We start from the raw sequence: 17421 nt of genomic DNA, 5'->3' as shown, positions 1-17421 counted from the left end.
CGACGTCCTGGCCGCCCAACGCCGCGAACGCGCCCGCATCCGCAGCGAACGCAGGCGACGCTGGGGCCAACCCACCACCCGAGCAGCCTGACCCCAACACCTCAAACGTTCTTGGTCAGAGCACTAGGTGCCATTGCAGCAGCGGCCTGGCCGCTTCGGCGAAGAGGTCGCGGTCATGGGTGATGGCGAAGTCGAAGCGCCGCTCGGTTTCGGGTCCGGAGTCGCCGAGGTCGCGGGCGACCAGTGCGGCGGCCTGATGAGGTCCCATCACGATGCTGCTCCATTCGCCGCTTAACGGGTCGTCGGTCCTCAGGTGCCCCTCGGACCTCGGACACCGGGCAGGGACTCGTCGCTAAGACCGACGCCGAGGGCGCCACCAGCTCGCTGTGGGTCGCGATGCGGGCGAAGCGCCGCCCCGTCGCGGCGGTGAAGTGCCGGCTGTCCTGGAAGCAGGCCCGCAGCATGGGCGGTTGGGTGCCTTCGCCGGCGAGGGCCTCGAGGTGGCGGCTGAGCGGCATCCGGTCCGCCTCGGTGGTACTGGTGACGGGCCGCCGGGCGCTGACGATCTCGAACGGGCTCGCTGTTGACGTCGGTAGAGCGGGCAGTATCGGCATCGGTGCGCCGGTGTTCGGGGTGGTCGTGGGCACCTGCGCCCCGTACTCGCCGTACCCCGATCAGGCGGCTGCGTTGGCCGGTATACCGGTCGACCCGCCGCCGCGCGTCGGCCTGCTCGGCCAGCCGCGCACGAACACCAGCATCAACCTGTTGCCGGGAGCCGTGCTGCTTGGCTACACAGACGGGCTGATCGAACTGCGGTGACCCGTCCACGACCCCTTGCTCGACGAACGCTGCTTGAGGAGCTTTACCGGTTCGAGACAGCTCGTGACAGGGCGGACCAATGTACGGCTAGCAGACGTCGTCGCTCGGGCTGGAATTGCGCGATGCCTCGGGTGGGATGACGCTGTTGTTAGCGGCCGGGGTCGACGTGTCTCGGGCCGTGCGGCGGCGGGCGTTGGCGGCGGCAAGGGCGGCATGCAGGCGGCGTACCGCTGGGTTGCCGCTCGAAGTGTACCAGCCGAGTTCGGTGGCCAGGGCGGTGAGGGTGACGGTGCCGTGCCGGTAGCGTGTAATTGCCTCGGCGGGTAACGGGGGCTGACTGCGGCTGCCGCTGGGGCGCCGGGCTATGTCGTTGGCGGCCAGCAGCGCCCGTACCGCTTCGGTGCTGACGCCTGCGTGCGCTGCGATGGCTGGGCATGATTGGTGCCGCTGGACGTACAGGCGGGTGAGAACGGTTTTGGTGAGGCGGTGACGAATTTGCGGTGCCGGACCGGGACGGCCGGGAGCTAACCGATATCGGGTCAGGCGGTAACGCACCTGCCGCGCGGTCATGCCCGTCAACGCGGCGATCTGCTCGACGGTGAGATGGGCGCGGACGTACCACTCGCGCAGCAGGTGCTCCGGCAGTGGGTCGCTCGGAGAGCCGACGAGAAAGTACGTGCGTGGCGGCGCGAGTGTGCCGGCCGTGATAAGCCGTTCCTGGATCGCTGCGGGCGGCAAACCGGTGTCGGCGGCAATCTGATCGACCGGGACTCCGACCAGCCAGCGGCCGACGAGGTCGAGCTGAGTCACCACAGGTACGTCGGCAGCGACGGAGTATCGGTGCAACCAGGCGTAACCGGCGGCCCGGCTTAACCCGAGGCGGGCACCGATCTGCGCCGGTCGTACCCCTTGGCGCAGCCAGCGATGCAGAAGCTCCGGATCAGGCCGTGGCGCTTGTCTCACGACGACATTATCCGGCTCGGCCCGATCTCTGTTCAGGCATTCGCTCCAGGCGGCCAGCGGTGCGTCAGCAGGTTGAGGCTGAAGGTGCGGATTGCCGTCTGCCGGGCCGCTTCTGTGGGATCGGGCGTCGACGCTTCAGCTCGGGTACGGAGGGCATTGGACGACGCATGAACGGACTCGAGCAGACCCTTCCTCCGGACGCTGTTGTCATGCACACCTGGGTTCTCGACAGCACTACAGAACTGCAAGGGCTGCGAGCGGCTTTGAGCCGCGCGTTGCATGGCGAGAAAGTTTCCGCAGTCAAGCGGCTCGGTGATGTGCCGGAGCGGATGGTATTGGTCGCGACGGAGCTGGCGACCAACGCCATTCGGCATGGCCTGGCCCCTACCGAGGTTCGGCTGCTGCGTACCGCAGGTGGTTTCCTCCTGGACGTGACTGATCAAGACCCGGACTCCGTGCCCGAGCTCGCTGCGGCCGATGAGCAGGCCTTGGGCGGGCGCGGACTTGCGCTGGCTCAATCGTTCGCGCTGGATGTGGGCTGGTACTGCACCACGTCCACCAAGCACGTGTGGGCCACCTTCACCAACGGCCGGTGACCGGCATTCAACCTCTAATACTGCAACGGCACTCAGCAGGCGATACGTATTGATGATCGGCTCGTTGAGTCCGTTGTGACGGCGGCTGATGTTGATCGATGGTCTGCTGAGTTGGACCGGTTGCATGCCCGGATCGGCGGGCGGTTCACGCGCTGCGAGCCGCGCCGGCGGGCGCGGCAGTATCTGGCCGGGCTGGTCGCGGGCTTGGACCGGACAAACGGTTGGACCCTCGCGGAGCAGGCCGGTGACGTGTCGCCGGACGGGATGCAGCGGCTGTTGCGGTGGGCGGACTGGGACATCGACGCCGTGCGTGACGACCTGCGCGACTACGTCCTCGAGCACCTCGGCGACCCGCAAGGGGTGCTGATCATCGACGACACGGGCTTTTTGAAGAAGGGCGTGAAATCCGCGGGCGTGGCCCGGCAGTACTCGGGAACCGCCGGCCGGATCGAGAACTGCCAGGTCGGTGTGTTCATGGCTTACCGGTCCTCGAAAGGCCACGCACTCATCGACCGGCAGCTGTATCTGCCTGCGGCGTGGACCGACGACCGTGACCGCTGCCGGGCCGCTGGTATCCCGGACGAGGTCGACCTCGCCACCAAGGTCCAGATGGCCCGCGGCATGCTGGCCAGAGCGTTCACGGCCGGTGTCCCGGCCGGCTGGGTGACGATGGACGAGGCCTACGGACAGTCGAAATCGTTACGGGTCTTCATGGAGGAACACGACCAAGCCCATGTCGTCGCGACGCGCCGCAACGACGACGTGATCACCACCAGCATGGGCTCCGCCCGCGTCGACAAGCTGATCGCCGCCCTGCCGGGCCGGGCCTGGTCACGGATCTCTTGCGGGCCGGGGGCTCACGGCCCCCGCGAGTACTGGTGGGCACGTGTCCCGATCCGAGTGTTCTGGCGGCCCGGACGAGGACATTGGCTACTCGCCCGGCGCAACATCAGCACCGGCGAGCTGGCCTACTACATCTGCTACGGACCCCGCAAAACCCGGCTCATGGACCTGGCCCGCATCGCCGGCACCCGATGGGCGGTCGAGGAATGCTTCCAGCAAGCCAAAAACACCGCCGGCCTCGACGAATACCAAGTCCGTGACTGGCGAGCCTGGCACGCCCACATCACCCTGTCGATGGCCGCCCACGCCTGGCTCGTCGTCGCCAAAACCCTGTCATCAAAAGGGGAACCAGCCCCGGCGACGACATGATGATCGGCTACACCGTACCCGAGATCCGACGCCTGCTCGCCGCACTGATCGTCCGCCTCTACCAGCCCGAACACCACATCTGGTGGTGGTCACACTGGCGCCGCAAACGCCAGCACCAAGCCCGCCTCAGCCACTACAAACGCCGAGGCTACCCACTCAACTAACTGCCGTTGCAGTATTAAATCCCTGACACGAACCCGAACGCAACGACAGTCACAACGGCCAGAAAGCCCGCGCCGACAAGGCACGAGCGCGACAGGCCTGGCAGAGCGTCGACGATGCATCTGTGGCGAACGGCGGAACCCCGGGGACGACCGGCGTATCGTCAGCTGATGATCGTCGTGTGGCGTACCCGATGGCGTCGGTGACCATCTCAAAGACGCCAGCGAGCGGTCCGCCATCAACTCCGACTCATCCTCATCAAAGAGCAAGCCGCCCGGACACCACGTCACTGAGGAGCCTCTAGGTATCGGCAACCGGCATCAGGAGCGCGAATGGCCGGAAGCACCGTTCGGGCAGCGCACGTACACCGACGCTCCGGGGCAGCAGGCACGATCTCCGTCGGCTGGCTAGCCCTTCGCTGCAATCCCCCCATCCAAAGCGCACAGCAGGACAGGGGATTCCAGCCACCACATCAACGATCGCGGTAAACGTCATTGCCGTGTCGAGCACGGCAATAGTAATCGCGGCCAAATGAATATATCCACACCGGTATGGCCACTAAACCTGCTATCGCAGCGTCGCCAACTTATCAGTCTCAGTGCTCAGACGGCCGGCGAACGGGAACTGAATGCGAACGAGGCCGGAATCGTGATCGCCTATGCCAAACGAATCTGCGGCTGTCAAATCCTGCTGCGGTACGGTGTCGATGAGGTGATCCAGAACCCGGCGTATGGACAAGCATCCCATCGCCAAAAGCAGTGCCATGAAGAGCAGAGCTTTCGGGCCGGTGCGAGGTATTCGGTTTCATGCGTCACTGAGCCGACCGAGGCCCTGATGAAGGGTTGCCGGAATCCACCTCTGATGCATCGCCGGTAGGCAGCGAAGGTACTCGCGGCCGTAGACTAGGCCGATCGGTCGAGGTACCTTGAAGACGGCGTTTCAGCTAATGAGTCCGCTTCGTTCCCGGCTCACCCGGTGGCGTGGTGATGTCCGGGTGGGTTCGACTTGCGGTAGGGGATGACATGACCGACCGGCTCAGCAGTGGTGATCGACCGGATCTGCACAATCCTTCGATCGATGAAGGCGTAGCAGCAGTAGGGGCGTGCGGCCGCGTGCATTTGCCGACTGGCAGAACCTGCACCCTGGCGCACACCCACGACGGATCCTGCGACTTCGTGGCGCCCGACGACGTGCAGGAGCGCCTTGCAAAGTCTCATCAGACCGCCCAGCTCGATTAACGCGACATCGCTCATCCAGACCACCGTCGAGCCCGACTCCCGATCCGTGCAGTGTCGGCCGCCGTAGTGGCTAAGTCATTGTTGGTTGATCAACCAGATAGTGGCGATTTACCTTGTCATACTCTGGACTGCTTCGGTTCACGGAAGCGTCGTGGGGGACTGCTGGTCCGAATAAGAGTCACGACGAAACCGACTGGTATAACTCGATAACCGCACCGTCAACCGCGCTAGCGGCCGGAGTACGCGACCGGCCATCAGCGAAACGAGCGTGGCATTCGCTGGCAACTCGTTCGCGATGTGTCGGCATGCAACTTCTCGGCGGTCACTGCCGTCAAAACGGTGGTTTCTCGGCGCGTGGCCGGGGTATGTGACTACCGCGGCGCAATCCGCTCTGTGCTCGTACCTAGCGCAGGCAAAATTCGTCGCGGTTCGAGGGCTGCACGATGTGGCCTCTAGTGGCATGCGAGGGAGCGGCTATGACTACCGGTACTGTGAAATGGTTCAACGCCGATAAGGGTTTCGGCTTCATTACCCCGGACGACGGCGGCGCCGACGTATTCGCCCATTTCTCGGCAATCTCGTCGAGTGGCTACCGCAGCCTCGACGAGAACCAGAAGGTGGAGTTCGAGGTCACCCAAGGCCAGAAAGGCCCACAGGCGGCAAACATCCGCCCACTCTGACCACGCACCCGGCGAACGGTGGCCTTGCTGGCTCAGCAGGCCACCGTTCGACATAGAGGTAACGGCCGGAGGATGGACCCCGAGTTCCACGAGAAGTATCGGTCTGGTTCAACGCTTGGCGTGGAAAGCCTCGACGATCGAGGTAGGGATCCTGTACCGCCTGCTGACCGGACGCTGGAATGTTTCCTGTTCTAGGCGTAGTTGTTCGCTGCGGACCTGCACGGTGATCTGGACGGTCTCGGTGATCACATACTTGCGCAGGCGTGCCCGGCCGTTCTCGTGGACTTGGGTGCTTGAGACGAGGCGTTCCTCGGACCGTGTCGTGGCCTCGCCGGGATCTTGCAGCACAGCCGGCGTGAGGCATCCTCACGCCGGCTGTCAGCGGTGAGGTCGCCGGTCCGGGGGCTTTTGTGCGTCGCTGTTCATGATGCCTCCGTCGAACTCGGAACCCAGGCGAGCGAGATGGTGTGCAGTCGATCGTGCTCGGCGTTCGCCGGCGCTGTCTTGCGTGACGCCGAGCATGACTAGGGCCGGGTCAGCGGCGGTCGCTGCCTTCGGGACCGTCGAACTCGATCTGCTCCTTGCGGACCTCACCGGAGACGGTTTCCTCGTCGTGGACCGTCTGCTTGCCGAGGCGGACCCGCTCGACCGGCACCGTCTCGGTGTCGACGACCGGCCGCTCGGCGTGCAGGGTGACCGCGTGCTCGGCCTCACTGATGTCCGGGCCGTCGAAGGCGTCGCCGGCGTTGGCGTCGGTGATCGGCTCGCGTTCCAGGCGCACTTCTTCATGTGAGACGGGCACGGTGACCTGCTGCTGTTCGGTGACGACGTATTTACGCAGCCGGGCCTTACCGGCCTGCTCGGTGCGGGTGTCGGTGACCAGCCGCTCCTCGGAGCGGGTCATCGCGCCACCATCGTCCGCACGGTCATGGGTGTCGCGGTCCTGGTAATCCGACCCGCGGTCCTGGTAGTCCGGGCCGTCGGCGCCATAGGTGGAGGAACTGGTCTGGTAGCTGCCGTCATCCTGATAGCCACCGGCCGGGCTCCCAGAAGTTTCCAGGGCGTAGAAGGCGTATAGCTCTTCTTCCTCGGCGTAGGACAGGGGCCCGTCGGCATCGATGCGCGGGGCGTCCTTGACGTGGTCTTTGGTGTAGGCGACGGTGACCCGGTCGTTGGCGACCGTGGCATTGCCCAGTGGGATGAAGGTCTCCTTGGTGCCGAACAGGCCGGTCTTGACAGTGACCCATTCCGGGTCGCCGCTGTCGGCGTTGAGGAAGACCTGGCCGACTGAGCCGATCTTGTCGCCGTCGGTGTCGTAGACGTCGGTGCCGGTGAGCTGGTCGATGTCGTTCTGGGTGGTCACGGCAAGTCCTTCTGGAGAGAGGGCAGCGGACAGCCACCACACCTGAGCCTGTGCAGATTGTGATGAGTTGCAGCGCTCAGGTGGGCCTGCTGGAATCGCTTGACAACGCGAAGGTGCCCGCTCGTTTAGGACATAAACCAGCCATGTGAATCAGCTGTCAGCCGGACGGGAGCTTTACTTGTCCTCGGTCAGGCGTGGGGGTCGACGGCGACGCGGCAGCAGTAATGCCACCCGGTCCAGAAGCGCTTCCAGGGCCTCTTCAAAATCTTGGGCGGCGACGTCGATGGATAGGTGCGGCTCGAGGCGTTGCAGGATTGGGTAGCTGCTCAGATCCTCTACGGGTGAGACGTCGGGTTCCTCGACCGGGCCGGTTTCGACGCCGCGGGCGGAGACCTCCAGAAGCAGGTAGCCGAGCAGGAAGCTACTGAACGCCCGGTAGACCGCGGCGGCGTTCTCATCGGTGAACCCGGCCTCGGTCATCACCTCGAGCATCGATTCGATCCAACGCAGACTCCGCAGCGGTGGCCGTACCCACGGCGCAGCGGGCGGACGGGTAGCGACCAGCGGAAACACTTCGGGGTGGGCCAGAGCGATGCGGCGCAGCCCGTGGGCCAGTCGTTGCAGGTAGTCCACCCACCCGGCGTGGGCTTCCAGGTGCACGTCCGGGTCACCGAACAGCTCGTCGACCACGGACTCCACCACCCCGTCAAGCAGGGCCTCCCGGCCAGGGACATACCGGTAGAGGGCCATGCCCTCGACGCCGAGGTAGGCGCCGAGGCGTTGCATGGTCAGCATCCGCAGGCCGTTCTGGTCGATGAACTGCACCGCCGCGCCGATGATCCGCCGTTGGTCCAAACCGGCGCGGCCTGAGCCGGGGCCGCCGGCCGGGATAGCCGCGGCCATGTCGCCACGCGCTTGTGGAGTGTCTGGATCCTCGACCATCACGCCTCCTATTCGTTGCTGTGGGCGGTCGCATACCTCGCAAGCGTGTCATAGATGACGGTGCCGCGTGGACCGGGAGGAGTCAGTCAGACTGGAAGCGATGCCGTCATCACCGCAAAACCGTCTTCGTGAAAACACTTCACTTACTGGTTTAGCGCATAAACAAAAAGTGGTGAAAGATGCAGTCAGAGTGGATTGAAAAACTTACCAGGTGGGGATTGCACCGATCGCACTATGACTTTGCAGGAGGCAGGTATGAGCGCTGACCACAAGCGCACCGGTGGGGATGGTACTGACATCGATGCGGTCGCCACGACCCGGACCGGTGACGACAAGCCGTACGACCTGTCCGCGCCGGCACCGGACGCCGGCCCGGACAACCCTGCTGAGCTCAAGGGCAAGGGCCTGTTCGCGGCGCTGAAGCGCACTTTCAAGCAGTTCTCCCAGGACAACCTGTCGGACTGGGCCGCTGCTCTCACCTACTACGGCGTGTTGTCGATCTTCCCTGGGTTGCTGGTGATCGTGTCGCTGCTGGGCATGCTCGGCAACGACGGCCAGCAAACCGTGAAAGACGCGGTCGGCGAGATCGCCCCGAACGAGCAACTGCAGAACTTGGTCGCCACTGTGTTGGACCAGGTGAAGGATCCTGGTGCTGCCGGGATCGCCGCGGTCATCGGTATCGTGGCCGCGTTCTGGTCCGCGTCCGGGTACACCGCAGCGTTCATGCGCGCTTCCAACGCCGTGTATGACGTACCGGAGGGCCGGCCGATCTGGAAGACCCTGCCCATCCGTGTCGCGGTGACCGCCGTGGTCGGTCTGATGCTGGTCGTCTCGGCCGCGATCGTCATCTTCACCGGGGATCTGGCGAAGGTCGTCGGTGACACGATCGGGCTCGGTTCGGCGGCAGTGACGACCTGGAACATCGCCAAGTGGCCGGTCCTGCTAATCCTGGTCAGCCTGATGTTCGCCATCCTCTATTACGCCTCGCCCAACGCCAGAACGGGCGGATTCCGGTGGGTCAGCCCCGGCGGCCTGTTCGCCGTCCTGTTGTGGATCCTGGCCTCGGTCGGGTTCGCGGTCTATCTGGCCAACTTCGCCAATTACAACAAGACCTACGGCGCTATCGGTGGCGTGGTTGCGTTCCTGGTCTGGATGTGGATCACCAACATCGCGGTCCTGCTCGGCGCCGAACTCGACGCTGAATTGCAGCGCGGCCGGGCCATCGCCGCCGGCCATGACCCGACCGATGAGCCGTTCCTCGAGCTGCGCGATGACCGCAAGATCAAGCCCGGTAGTGAGCAGGGGCTGAGCACCAGTTGACAACTAAGTAATCACTTTCGAGGAGGCAGCGGTGAAGTTCGTGGTGAAGAAGACCAGCAACGGGCAGTTCCGGTTCAACCTGGTCGCCAGCAACGGCCAGGTCGTGGCGACCAGCGAGTCCTACACCCGTAGGAGCTCGGCGCTGGAGACGATCGCCTCGATTCAAAAAAACGCCGGGACCGCGGCGATCGACGACGAAACCGCCGACTAGTGAGGCCGGCAGCGCGACGCAGCGGCGTCAGCCGTCCGTGGCGTGTACGTATCCGGTTGCGTGAGAACGAAAGGAATGAAGGAACGTGTCAGATAAATCCCCTCGTGATGCGGCGTCGACCGGTGACTTGGTGAGTCAGGCTGCGGCGCAGGTCTCAACGCTGGTCCGTGACGAGCTGGCGTTGGCGAAGTTGGAGCTGGCGGAGAAGGGTAAGCGGGCTGGGATCGGTGGTGGCCTGTTCGGCGGCGCCGCGGTCCTCGGCCTCTATGGACTGGGCCTGCTGCTGGCCCTCGCGGTGGTGTTGCTGGACTTGGTCTGGCCGTTGTGGCTGGCCCTGCTGGTGGTGTTGGTCGTCGTGCTGACCGCCGCCGGTGTCGCCGCCCTGGTGGGCAAGCAGAAGTTGAAGGCTGCGGTACCGCCGGTGCCCAGCGACGCTGTCGCGAGCGCGCAGGCTGATGTGCAGACCGTGAAGAACGCCGTTCGGGAAGGACGCTCCTGATGAGTGACCCGCAAACCCCCATCGATCCGCAGCAGCTGCGTGCGGAGATCGAACAGACCCGCGCGGATCTCGGCGATACGGTGGAGCAGCTGGCGGCCAAGGCCGATGTGAAGGCCCGCGCCAAGCAGGCGGTCGGGGACGCCACCGACACTGCTCGGGAGAAGCTGGCCGGTTTGAAGGATCAGGCGGCGCAGACCGCCGGCGTGGTGTCGGAGAAGGCAGCGACGGCGAAGCAGCAGCTGGCCAATTCCGATCTGCCCGAACCGATCCGCCGGCCGTTGCCGCTGGCCGCGATCGTTGCGGCCGCCGCCGCGGTCATCGTCACCGTTGTTGTGGTGGTCCGCCGGAGGCGGGCATGAGCGGCACGGCGGCAAAAATCGCCTACAAGCCGGTCGGGCTGTTGTTCGGCGCCGGCGCGGGTTTGGTCTCCGGGCTGATCTTCAAACAGGTCTGGAAGATCGCCGGGCACGACGACGACGCCCCCAACGCCACCGACCAGGACCGGGGTTGGACGGAGATTCTGCTCGCCGCCGCCCTGCAAGGCGCGATCTTCGCTGTCGTCAAAGCCGCCGTTGACCGGGCCGGCGCCGCGGGCGTGCAGAAAGCCACCGGCCAGTGGCCCGGCTGAATCAGTTACCTTCCGACTTCAGGAGCGATACCGCATGAGAGTTTTCAAGTTTGCCGCCGGACTGGCCGTCGGCTATGTGCTCGGGAGCCGCGCCGGCCGCGAGAAGTACGAGCAGATCGTCGCGGCAGCCCGTAAAGTCCAGGGCCACCCCACGGTGGTGGAAGTCCAGCAGGTAGCCAAGGATCGCCTCGGCCTTTCCACCGACTCGGCCGCGTCGCACGCCGACACCTCAGAATTAACTACCTCGGCGGCTACCAATGTGCAGCAGCCGGGCACGGAATCGTCCGGCGCCTCGCCGGACCTGTCAGACCGCACCACGCGGCGCCGGTCGTCGCCAGCGCGGACAGCACCGACCACCACCATCGAACCACCGGCGTAATCTCGTCTCAAGTCGCGTCTCTGCATCGCCTTCGACACGGTTGGGGCCCCGGCGAAAGAAACGCCGGGGCCCTATCCGACCCTGTGCCGACCCACCTGAAGCCTGGTCATCTACGGCGGGGTCAACCAGGTGATGCCCGGTAGGTTCGAGACTCCGCCGAGCGCGCCGATGCCCGAATCGTAAGGTTCAGAAGTCGTTCATCGCATTTGTCATATCGGCGTGTTTATGTGTTAAACCGATAACCACATCGCCCGGTGTGACATCTCGGACAGATCGATGAAATATGTTTCTGGTCGGGCCGATAAGCGTATTGGGCGGCGGCGCAGATGGGTATAGGCGGCTTGGCATTTCCCCCGATTACTAGACCTGGGGACTATTCATGTCGGAACGGTTTACTGATGGCGTCGGCGACATGCTGCGTTCCGTCCTGCTGGTCCTGCCGAAAGCGCTGGCGTTTCCGGTCATCCTGCTGGTGGGCTGGCTCATCGCCAAAGCCGTCCGCAGACTCGTCGACAAAATCCTTGAGCGCGTCGGGTTCGACTGGCTCGTAGAGCGCCGCCGGGGTCAAGACCGCTCTGCAGCGCTCGAAGTACGACGCCAGTGACATCGTTGCGAAGCTGGTCTACTACGCCACACTTCTGTTCACTTTGCAACTCGCCTTCGGCATTCGGGGCCCCAACCCGTCTCCGACCTTATCGCCGGTGTCGTGCGCTGGCTGCCCCAGGCGTTCGTCGCGATCATCATCATCATGGTCGCTTCGGCCATCGCCAAGGGCGTCAAGGACCTCATCACCGCCGGCCTCGGCGGACTATCCTGCGGCAGGCTCCTGGCCAACATTGCTGCGGTGTTCATCCTCGGCCTGGGCATCATCGCCGCCCGCAACCAGATCGGCGTGGCCGCCACCGTCACCACCCCGATCCTGATCACCGTCCTGGCGATCATCGCCGGTGTGCTCATCGTCGGTGTCGGCGGCGGCGCCATCAAGCCCATGCAGCCCCGGTGGGAGACCTGGCTCAACGCCGCCGAGCGCGAAGCCACCAATCTGCCCGGCCGCGCCACCAGCGGTTACCGGGCCGGTACCGGATCGGGCACCGTTGCACCGCAGCAGGCCTACCCGGCCACGGAAGCCACCCTGCCAATCGACCGCAACACCGGCACCTATTTACACCCCAGCGCAACGATCGAGCCGGCACCCGCCTGGGTGTCGGCTCGATCCGTTCGCACGCATCCGTTTACGACGTAAACTTGGGCCGGTCCGCAGCAGCTGCGGGCACCAGCTGCGAGCCTGCATCGGCTTGCTGTGAGTTGCTACGAATTAGCCAGGAAGCGACATGGCTTCGGCAGGAAGGGTTTGCGTGAGCGATCCCCACCAGGAACCCTCGACGCCACTATTCGTTGCGGTAAAGTCACACAATGGCGCGAAGCTTGTGGTCGCTGTTCGAGGCGAAGTAGACATGGCCAGCGCGCCGCACCTTCACGTCGTTGTGCTCAAAATGATCGAGGCCCACCAGGTTCGTCACATCGATATCGACGCCGCCGAGATGACGTTCCTCGACGCAACCGGAATGACGGCGCTCATCGCCCTCTACCGGCATGCCGAACAGCACGGGATCACGATCAGGATGGAGAACGTCCACCCATTCGTTCTCCACGTGCTCCGCATCGTTGACCTCGTTGACTACTTGGGCATCGGTGAACCACCCGACATGTAGCACGCCGGCGCCCCGGGCGACTTGATCCGTCGACGACGAGATCCAGGCGGCGAAACTCTGATCCTTCATCCCTGACTGCGGCGGCGCAGACGTTGATGCGGTACACCAGCAGCGGCAAGGTCGGTTACGGCCCTGAAAGGGGCATCGTCGAGAAACACCCCGACCTGATAACTATCGCCGAGCTCGCAAGCGGCAGCGATCGCACCCACATCGACCGCGTCAAGTTCACTGACACCTCGCAGGTCAACGATCAACCGGGACGGGCGGAGATGACGGATCGCTTGGACAAGCACTTGCCGTAACCGCAGGGCACTGACGGCATTAAGATCACCGCGCGGGCACACCACGACGGTCCCATCGAGCCGGGCACTGGCGTCAACCGCGGAGACATCCACCGGTGGACCTTTCACAGCCAGCAGGTGAATCACCGCGCATGACGCAACTGCGGCTACCCGGTGAGCAAGGTCGACAAGTCGTCACGTCATAAAGCAACGACGGCATAGGCAATCTCGGCTAGAAGCGTCACCGCACTCGCGACCAGCAGCATCCCGGTGATGCGCTGGTTCAGGACTCGATTCCGTGCCAGACCGTAGTTCTGCGCAGACCAGGTTGTGCCCCCTATCAGTACGAGGGTGGCGATCACTGCGATGATCATGACATCACCTGCCGTCGGTCGGCCGTGATTCATCCGACCGCACTGGCCGTCGATCGTCTGCCGCATTCGAATGAATTCCACGTGAACCCGACGTTGACAGCCTTCAGCTCGCCGGTCCGCTGATCGGCCCCTCATCCTGCGAGTGTTCTCAGATGGCCGTCGGTGGAGCCGATCGAGGTGGGTGTGACTGTTCTGAACCGTGTGGGCCTGGGCTTGCGGTTGGCGACCGCATTCGCTGTGGTGGTGGTGTTGCTGCTGGTGGTGATGGCAGCCGCTCTGGTCACCGGTAGCCGGCAGGACACGGCGGTGGGCAGGATGGAACGCGCTCAGCAGTTCGTGGAGCTGATGAAAGACGCAAAGTTCTCCGCCGCCGATGTCAACGGCTGGCAGACCGCGTACGCCTTCGACGCCCGGCGCGGTGTCTCTGACGCCGCCCAGGACACCGGCTCGTCCCGCAAGGCGTTCCTCGCCTCGGCTCAGACATTCACCGACACCGTCGCGGCGGCGACCCGCGCCGCGACGGCCCCCGCGGCCGGAGAACAACTGCAGCAGATCACCACCCTGTTCGGCCAGTTCCAGGCCGTGGACCGGCAGATCGCGCAGCTGTACCGCGAACGCACCGATCGCGCCGACAAGACAGCGGACGCCCTGGTGCTCGGTCAAGAGATCGAGCTATACCAGCAGATCGGGCAGCAACTCGATGACGTCATCAGGACGGCGGACGCGGACTTCGCCGCGGCCCGCGACGCCGCCGCCGCGGCAGAGCGCAGCGGCGCCGTCATGGTCTGGACCCTCGGCACAGCCGCCGCTCTCCTCGCCGTCCTGTTGGCTGTCGTGGTCACCCGGTCGGTGACCCGGCCCGTCGACCAGGTCCGCAAACGGCTGGTCCTGCTTGCCGACGGTGACCTGGCCACCCCGGTGGCGGTCACCGGCCGTGACGAGATCGCCGCGATGGCTCACGATTTGCAGCACAGCGTGAATGCTCTGGGTGAGGCGATGCGCACCATCGACGGCTCGTCAGCGTCTCTCGCCGCCGCAGCGGAGCAAATGTCCGCAACGTCTACCGAGATCGCGGCGTCGGCGGCCCAGTCCGCCGCTCAGGCGCAGGCCGTCTCGCAGGCCGCCGGTCAGGTGTCGGCCAATGTGCAGACCGTGTCGGCCGGTAGTGAGCAGATGGGTGCCGCGATCCGGGAGATCGCTCACTCGACCAGCGAAGCCGCCGCGGTGGCGAGCTCTGCGGTCGAGGCCGCCGAGGTCGCCGGCGCCACGATCGCCGCGCTGGGCGAGTCATCGCAGCAGATCAGCGACGTCGTCCAGGTGATCACCGCAATCGCCGCCCAGACGAACCTGCTCGCGTTGAACGCCACCATCGAGGCCGCCCGGGCCGGAGAAGCGGGCAAGGGCTTCGCGGTGGTGGCCAGCGAGGTCAAAGACCTGGCCCAGGAGACCGCCCGCGCTACCGAGGACATCGTGCGCCGGGTGGAAGCCATCCAGGCCGGCACGGGCGGCGCGGTAGAAGCGATCGAGCAGATCGCCGCGGTGATCGGCCGTGTCAACGACTACCAGACCACCATCGCCTCGGCCGTGGAGGAGCAGACCGCGACGACCGCCGAGATGAACCGCAGCGTCGCCGACACCGCCCTGACCGCCGAACAGATCACCGCGAACGTCGCCACCGTCGCTCAGGCCGCTCAGCACACTACCGACGGTGTGGGCCAAGCCCAGCAGGCCACCGCCGAATTGGCCCGCATGTCCACCGACCTGCAAGCTCTGGTCTCCCGATTCCGCTACCCCGCCTCAGACGCACTGGCGCACCGCAACATCGAGTTCTCCGGCCGGACAGGCCGGGTCTGGGCCGCTGTCAGCCCCGATTGATAACCGGAGGCTGTTGGTCTTCAGTTGCTGACGAGGCTGCCGATTTGACTGGCATCACGATCCAAGGAGCCTCCATGCTGCCAGCCGCGACGGCATCGACGCCAGCACCGATAGCTGCTGCAGCGGTGCGTGAGGTGCTGAACGGGCGCCAGGTCCAGCCGTTGTTCCAGCCGATCGTGGATTTGGGCACCCGGGCCGTCGTGGCCGTCGAGGCACTTGCGCGTGGCCCTGCGGGAACAGCGCTGGAGTTCCCCGATCGCTTGTTCGCCGCCGCGACGGACGCGGGACTGGTCGGGCAACTAGATCTGCTGTGCTGCGAACGAGCATTGGAATGTGCGATCGCGGCTCCGGTGACCCCGCCGCTGGTGTTCGTCAACGCTGAGCCCGGAGTGTTGAACCAGCCGCTTTCCCCACGGCTGATCGAGCTGGTGCGTGGTGGGCTGCCGTTCCGGCAGGTGCTCGAGTTCACCGAGCGAGCGTTGCCGGCGGTGCCGGGCAGCATGCTGCGGATCGCAAGTATGGTGCAGCAGTGGGGCAACGGTCTCGCCCTTGACGACGTCGGTGTAGACCCGATGTCGCTGGCGTTCCTACCGGTCCTGGAACCTGAGGTGATCAAGCTCGACATGAGTCTGGTCCGCAACCCGGATGCTGAGCACACGTGTGCTGTGTCCGCGGTGGTCCGTGCTGAGGCTCAGCGCACCGGGGCCGTTGTCATCGCTGAAGGTATCGAAACCGAGGCCGATCTGCTCACCGCCCGGCAGTTGGGCGCGCGGTGGGGGCAGGGCTGGCTGTTCGGCCGGCCAGGCCTTCTCGAACACGCCCGTCACACCTACGCCCGCGATGCCGTCCGCCAGCTACGCCCGCCGCGGCCAGGGTTCCACCAGCCCGACACCACCCCGTTCCAGATTGCTGTCCGGCAGTCAACGACTCGACTGGCGATAGACCATGAGGTCAACGCTGTGGTGGCGCAGCTGCGGGACGTCGTCGCGGCCGACGCCGCGATCATGGTCATTGCTTCTGTTCCCGCCGGAGCCATCCCCGCGGCCAGTGGCTCGCTGCCTGAGCTGGTCGGCCGCGCCCGGTCTGTGCTCGTCGTGGATACCCCGATCCCCGGTGAATTCTCCGTCGCTGTCATCGGAGCGGGACACGGGGCCGCGGTCTGCGGCCGGGTGGGGCAACAGCCGCAGACGGTGTTTACCGAGGACCTGGCCACGGTCGCCGAGATCAGCCGAGCAATGTTGAGTCAGCTGCTATAGACGACCCTGTGCAGCTGGATTGCGGGCTGCCGCAAAACCCTCCCCCCACAATCCTGCGAACGTCCGATCTCAGTTAAACCATGGAGTATTTCTCTATCCTTCGAGTGCAGATGCACGTGCATGTGCTAGTGCTAGAGCGCGTGAAGGCCGATGCTTGCATGAGGAGAGAAGTGCCTCGTGACTCGGCTGCGGAGACACCATGGAGCAACGCAATCAACCTGAAACCCCGGTGTGGGTTCTCCCGGAGACGGACTACCTGTACGGGACCGGCGACCTTCACCTGTCCGTGGAGAGCGTGGATTGGGCCAAACCTCAGCTGCACAACGGCGAGACATGGTATGAGGTTCGTGGCGTCGAACTCACCGCCGACGGTCGCGTCGTTGGTCCCCGCCGAACCATGATCAGGGCCAGCCGCTTACGCCCGTGACATCCCGCCCATCGAGGCCTCGGCTCACCAGATGACCAGCTTGGACTTACGGCCCTTCGGGCGGCACGAACGCTCATAGCTGGACACAATTCGTGGTGTGTTGAGTTCGGTGCGCAGAGCGATCGTCGTACTGGCAGTGTCCGGTTGTGTCGCCCTGGTGGTCTGGATGTATCCGGACCCCCAGGCCTGGCACAACGCGGACAAGCGCGCGGACGTCGTCGGCGGTCTGGCCGGCGTGGCCACGCTCGCGCTGGCTTTGGTCGCCCGCTGGTCCCGGCGCGCCGCGCCGCCCGTAGGTGACGAGGCCGCACTCTCAGCCGCGGTCGAGTACCTGGCCCGTGAGACGTTGTCGGCATGGCGGGCCCAGGCACCACGGCATCGTTACGCCGAGCATCCGAGCCGCGGTACTCGCCGGGCTGGCGATGGCTTCGGCCGGTGGTCAGCGTCAACAGCAGCACTGCAGTGAGCAGGCCGAGCCGGTGAA

The 17421-nt window shown here is 65.2% G+C and carries 22 protein-coding genes and 1 pseudogene; 15 read left to right on the top strand and 8 right to left on the bottom strand.

Translation table 11 applies throughout. From position 1 onward, the window contains the following. Positions 1–115: 115 nt before the first annotated feature. A complete protein-coding gene (locus OWR29_RS37780) occupies positions 116–271 on the bottom strand; it encodes a hypothetical protein (RefSeq protein ID WP_267568308.1) in 156 nt (51 codons plus the stop codon). A gap of 125 nt (positions 272–396) precedes the next feature. Between OWR29_RS37780 and OWR29_RS37775 the strand changes: the two genes are divergently transcribed. Beyond that, the gene (locus tag OWR29_RS37775; protein ID WP_267568307.1) at positions 397–819 is read left to right on the top strand and encodes a hypothetical protein; all 423 of its coding nucleotides are present in this window, start codon (positions 397–399) and stop codon (positions 817–819) included. A gap of 87 nt (positions 820–906) precedes the next feature. Here OWR29_RS37775 and OWR29_RS37770 read toward each other — a convergent pair whose 3' ends face one another. Beyond that, on the bottom strand, positions 907–1629 hold the full coding sequence (locus OWR29_RS37770; RefSeq protein WP_267568306.1) for a hypothetical protein: 723 nt from the start codon (positions 1627–1629) through the stop codon (positions 907–909). A 320-nt stretch (positions 1630–1949) separates the two neighbouring features. On the opposite strand from OWR29_RS37770, the gene OWR29_RS37765 reads away from it, so the two are divergent. Both OWR29_RS37765 and OWR29_RS37760 read left to right on the top strand, forming a co-directional pair. Further along, positions 1950–2378: an ATP-binding protein gene (locus tag OWR29_RS37765; RefSeq protein ID WP_267568305.1), complete on the top strand. Its 429-nt coding sequence runs from the start codon at positions 1950–1952 to the stop codon at positions 2376–2378. Between the two features lie 75 nt (positions 2379–2453). Next, entirely contained in the window at positions 2454–3590 is a 1137-nt protein-coding gene (locus OWR29_RS37760) for an IS701 family transposase (protein WP_267568304.1), read from the top strand. Positions 3591–4720: 1130 nt separating this feature from the next. Here OWR29_RS37760 and OWR29_RS37755 read toward each other — a convergent pair. Next, complete coding sequence (locus tag OWR29_RS37755) at positions 4721–5005, bottom strand: hypothetical protein (protein WP_267568303.1); 285 nt, start codon at positions 5003–5005, stop codon at positions 4721–4723. 461 nt (positions 5006–5466) lie between these two features. On the opposite strand from OWR29_RS37755, the gene cspE reads away from it, so the two are divergent. Continuing rightward, on the top strand, positions 5467–5670 hold the full coding sequence (cspE, locus tag OWR29_RS37750; RefSeq protein ID WP_267568302.1) for a transcription antiterminator/RNA stability regulator CspE: 204 nt from the start codon (positions 5467–5469) through the stop codon (positions 5668–5670). A 108-nt stretch (positions 5671–5778) separates the two neighbouring features. Here the strand turns inward: cspE and OWR29_RS37745 are convergent, their stop codons facing one another. The 3 genes from OWR29_RS37745 to OWR29_RS37735 all read right to left on the bottom strand — a co-directional run bounded on the left by OWR29_RS37745 (position 5779) and on the right by OWR29_RS37735 (position 7975). After that, complete coding sequence (locus OWR29_RS37745; RefSeq protein ID WP_267568301.1) at positions 5779–6018, bottom strand: DUF2382 domain-containing protein; 240 nt, start codon at positions 6016–6018, stop codon at positions 5779–5781. A gap of 187 nt (positions 6019–6205) precedes the next feature. Continuing rightward, positions 6206–7033 (bottom strand): PRC and DUF2382 domain-containing protein, encoded by an 828-nt coding sequence (locus OWR29_RS37740; RefSeq protein ID WP_267568300.1) that lies wholly within the window; start codon positions 7031–7033, stop codon positions 6206–6208. A gap of 174 nt (positions 7034–7207) precedes the next feature. After that, the gene (locus tag OWR29_RS37735) at positions 7208–7975 is read right to left on the bottom strand and encodes a TetR/AcrR family transcriptional regulator (protein ID WP_267568299.1); all 768 of its coding nucleotides are present in this window, start codon (positions 7973–7975) and stop codon (positions 7208–7210) included. Between the two features lie 255 nt (positions 7976–8230). On the opposite strand from OWR29_RS37735, the gene OWR29_RS37730 reads away from it, so the two are divergent. The 8 genes and pseudogenes from OWR29_RS37730 to OWR29_RS48180 all read left to right on the top strand — a co-directional run bounded on the left by OWR29_RS37730 (position 8231) and on the right by OWR29_RS48180 (position 12724). Then, positions 8231–9295 carry a YihY/virulence factor BrkB family protein gene (locus OWR29_RS37730; RefSeq protein ID WP_267568317.1) on the top strand — a complete coding sequence of 355 codons (1065 nt, stop codon included), beginning with the start codon at positions 8231–8233 and terminating at the stop codon, positions 9293–9295. 31 nt (positions 9296–9326) lie between these two features. Continuing rightward, the gene (locus OWR29_RS37725; protein ID WP_267568298.1) at positions 9327–9506 is read left to right on the top strand and encodes a YegP family protein; all 180 of its coding nucleotides are present in this window, start codon (positions 9327–9329) and stop codon (positions 9504–9506) included. A 130-nt stretch (positions 9507–9636) separates the two neighbouring features. Beyond that, complete coding sequence (locus tag OWR29_RS37720) at positions 9637–10005, top strand: phage holin family protein (RefSeq protein ID WP_438872706.1); 369 nt, start codon at positions 9637–9639, stop codon at positions 10003–10005. Further along, positions 10005–10364 (top strand): DUF3618 domain-containing protein, encoded by a 360-nt coding sequence (locus OWR29_RS37715; protein WP_267568296.1) that lies wholly within the window; start codon positions 10005–10007, stop codon positions 10362–10364. Before OWR29_RS37720 ends, OWR29_RS37715 begins: the two co-directional genes overlap by 1 nt. Further along, positions 10361–10633, top strand: a complete 273-nt coding sequence (locus OWR29_RS37710) for a DUF4235 domain-containing protein (protein ID WP_267568295.1) — start codon at positions 10361–10363, stop codon at positions 10631–10633. Before OWR29_RS37715 ends, OWR29_RS37710 begins: the two co-directional genes overlap by 4 nt. 34 nt (positions 10634–10667) lie before the next feature. After that, the gene (locus OWR29_RS37705) at positions 10668–11012 is read left to right on the top strand and encodes a hypothetical protein (RefSeq protein ID WP_267568294.1); all 345 of its coding nucleotides are present in this window, start codon (positions 10668–10670) and stop codon (positions 11010–11012) included. Between the two features lie 379 nt (positions 11013–11391). Then, a pseudogene (locus tag OWR29_RS37700) lies at positions 11392–12255 on the top strand (mechanosensitive ion channel family protein). A gap of 88 nt (positions 12256–12343) precedes the next feature. Continuing rightward, positions 12344–12724, top strand: coding sequence for an STAS domain-containing protein (locus OWR29_RS48180; RefSeq protein ID WP_369077361.1), 381 nt, complete (start codon positions 12344–12346; stop codon positions 12722–12724). Between the two features lie 65 nt (positions 12725–12789). On the opposite strand, the gene OWR29_RS48085 is transcribed toward OWR29_RS48180, so the two are convergent. Together OWR29_RS48085 and OWR29_RS37685 are read right to left on the bottom strand one after the other, a co-directional pair. Then, on the bottom strand, positions 12790–13068 hold the full coding sequence (locus OWR29_RS48085; RefSeq protein WP_324291298.1) for a hypothetical protein: 279 nt from the start codon (positions 13066–13068) through the stop codon (positions 12790–12792). A 137-nt stretch (positions 13069–13205) separates the two neighbouring features. After that, entirely contained in the window at positions 13206–13379 is a 174-nt protein-coding gene (locus tag OWR29_RS37685; protein WP_267568291.1) for a hypothetical protein, read from the bottom strand. A gap of 183 nt (positions 13380–13562) precedes the next feature. Between OWR29_RS37685 and OWR29_RS37680 the strand changes: the two genes are divergently transcribed. The 3 genes from OWR29_RS37680 to OWR29_RS37670 all read left to right on the top strand — a co-directional run bounded on the left by OWR29_RS37680 (position 13563) and on the right by OWR29_RS37670 (position 17403). Further along, positions 13563–15254, top strand: coding sequence for a methyl-accepting chemotaxis protein (locus OWR29_RS37680; protein WP_267568290.1), 1692 nt, complete (start codon positions 13563–13565; stop codon positions 15252–15254). Between the two features lie 74 nt (positions 15255–15328). Beyond that, complete coding sequence (locus tag OWR29_RS37675; protein ID WP_267568289.1) at positions 15329–16510, top strand: EAL domain-containing protein; 1182 nt, start codon at positions 15329–15331, stop codon at positions 16508–16510. Positions 16511–17034: 524 nt separating this feature from the next. Next, entirely contained in the window at positions 17035–17403 is a 369-nt protein-coding gene (locus tag OWR29_RS37670) for a hypothetical protein (RefSeq protein WP_267568288.1), read from the top strand. Positions 17404–17421 lie beyond the last annotated feature (18 nt).

Origin of the sequence: Paractinoplanes pyxinae (assembly GCF_026626335.1) — a bacterium.
Taxonomy (GTDB): Bacteria; Actinomycetota; Actinomycetes; order Mycobacteriales; family Micromonosporaceae; genus Actinoplanes; species Actinoplanes pyxinae.
This window is presented reverse-complemented; position numbering and strand designations above follow the sequence as displayed.

Coding starts and splice junctions, on each gene's coding strand:
- OWR29_RS37685 (WP_267568291.1), bottom strand. CDS start 13,379: ATGATCATCGCAGTGATCGCCACCCTCGTACTGATAGGGGGCACAACC.
- OWR29_RS37775 (WP_267568307.1), top strand. CDS start 397: ATGCGGGCGAAGCGCCGCCCCGTCGCGGCGGTGAAGTGCCGGCTGTCC.
- OWR29_RS48180 (WP_369077361.1), top strand. CDS start 12,344: ATGGCTTCGGCAGGAAGGGTTTGCGTGAGCGATCCCCACCAGGAACCC.
- OWR29_RS37765 (WP_267568305.1), top strand. CDS start 1,950: ATGAACGGACTCGAGCAGACCCTTCCTCCGGACGCTGTTGTCATGCAC.
- OWR29_RS37755 (WP_267568303.1), bottom strand. CDS start 5,005: ATGAGCGATGTCGCGTTAATCGAGCTGGGCGGTCTGATGAGACTTTGC.
- OWR29_RS37715 (WP_267568296.1), top strand. CDS start 10,005: ATGAGTGACCCGCAAACCCCCATCGATCCGCAGCAGCTGCGTGCGGAG.
- cspE (WP_267568302.1), top strand. CDS start 5,467: ATGACTACCGGTACTGTGAAATGGTTCAACGCCGATAAGGGTTTCGGC.
- OWR29_RS37710 (WP_267568295.1), top strand. CDS start 10,361: ATGAGCGGCACGGCGGCAAAAATCGCCTACAAGCCGGTCGGGCTGTTG.
- OWR29_RS37675 (WP_267568289.1), top strand. CDS start 15,329: ATGCTGCCAGCCGCGACGGCATCGACGCCAGCACCGATAGCTGCTGCA.
- OWR29_RS37730 (WP_267568317.1), top strand. CDS start 8,231: ATGAGCGCTGACCACAAGCGCACCGGTGGGGATGGTACTGACATCGAT.
- OWR29_RS37735 (WP_267568299.1), bottom strand. CDS start 7,975: ATGGTCGAGGATCCAGACACTCCACAAGCGCGTGGCGACATGGCCGCG.
- OWR29_RS37705 (WP_267568294.1), top strand. CDS start 10,668: ATGAGAGTTTTCAAGTTTGCCGCCGGACTGGCCGTCGGCTATGTGCTC.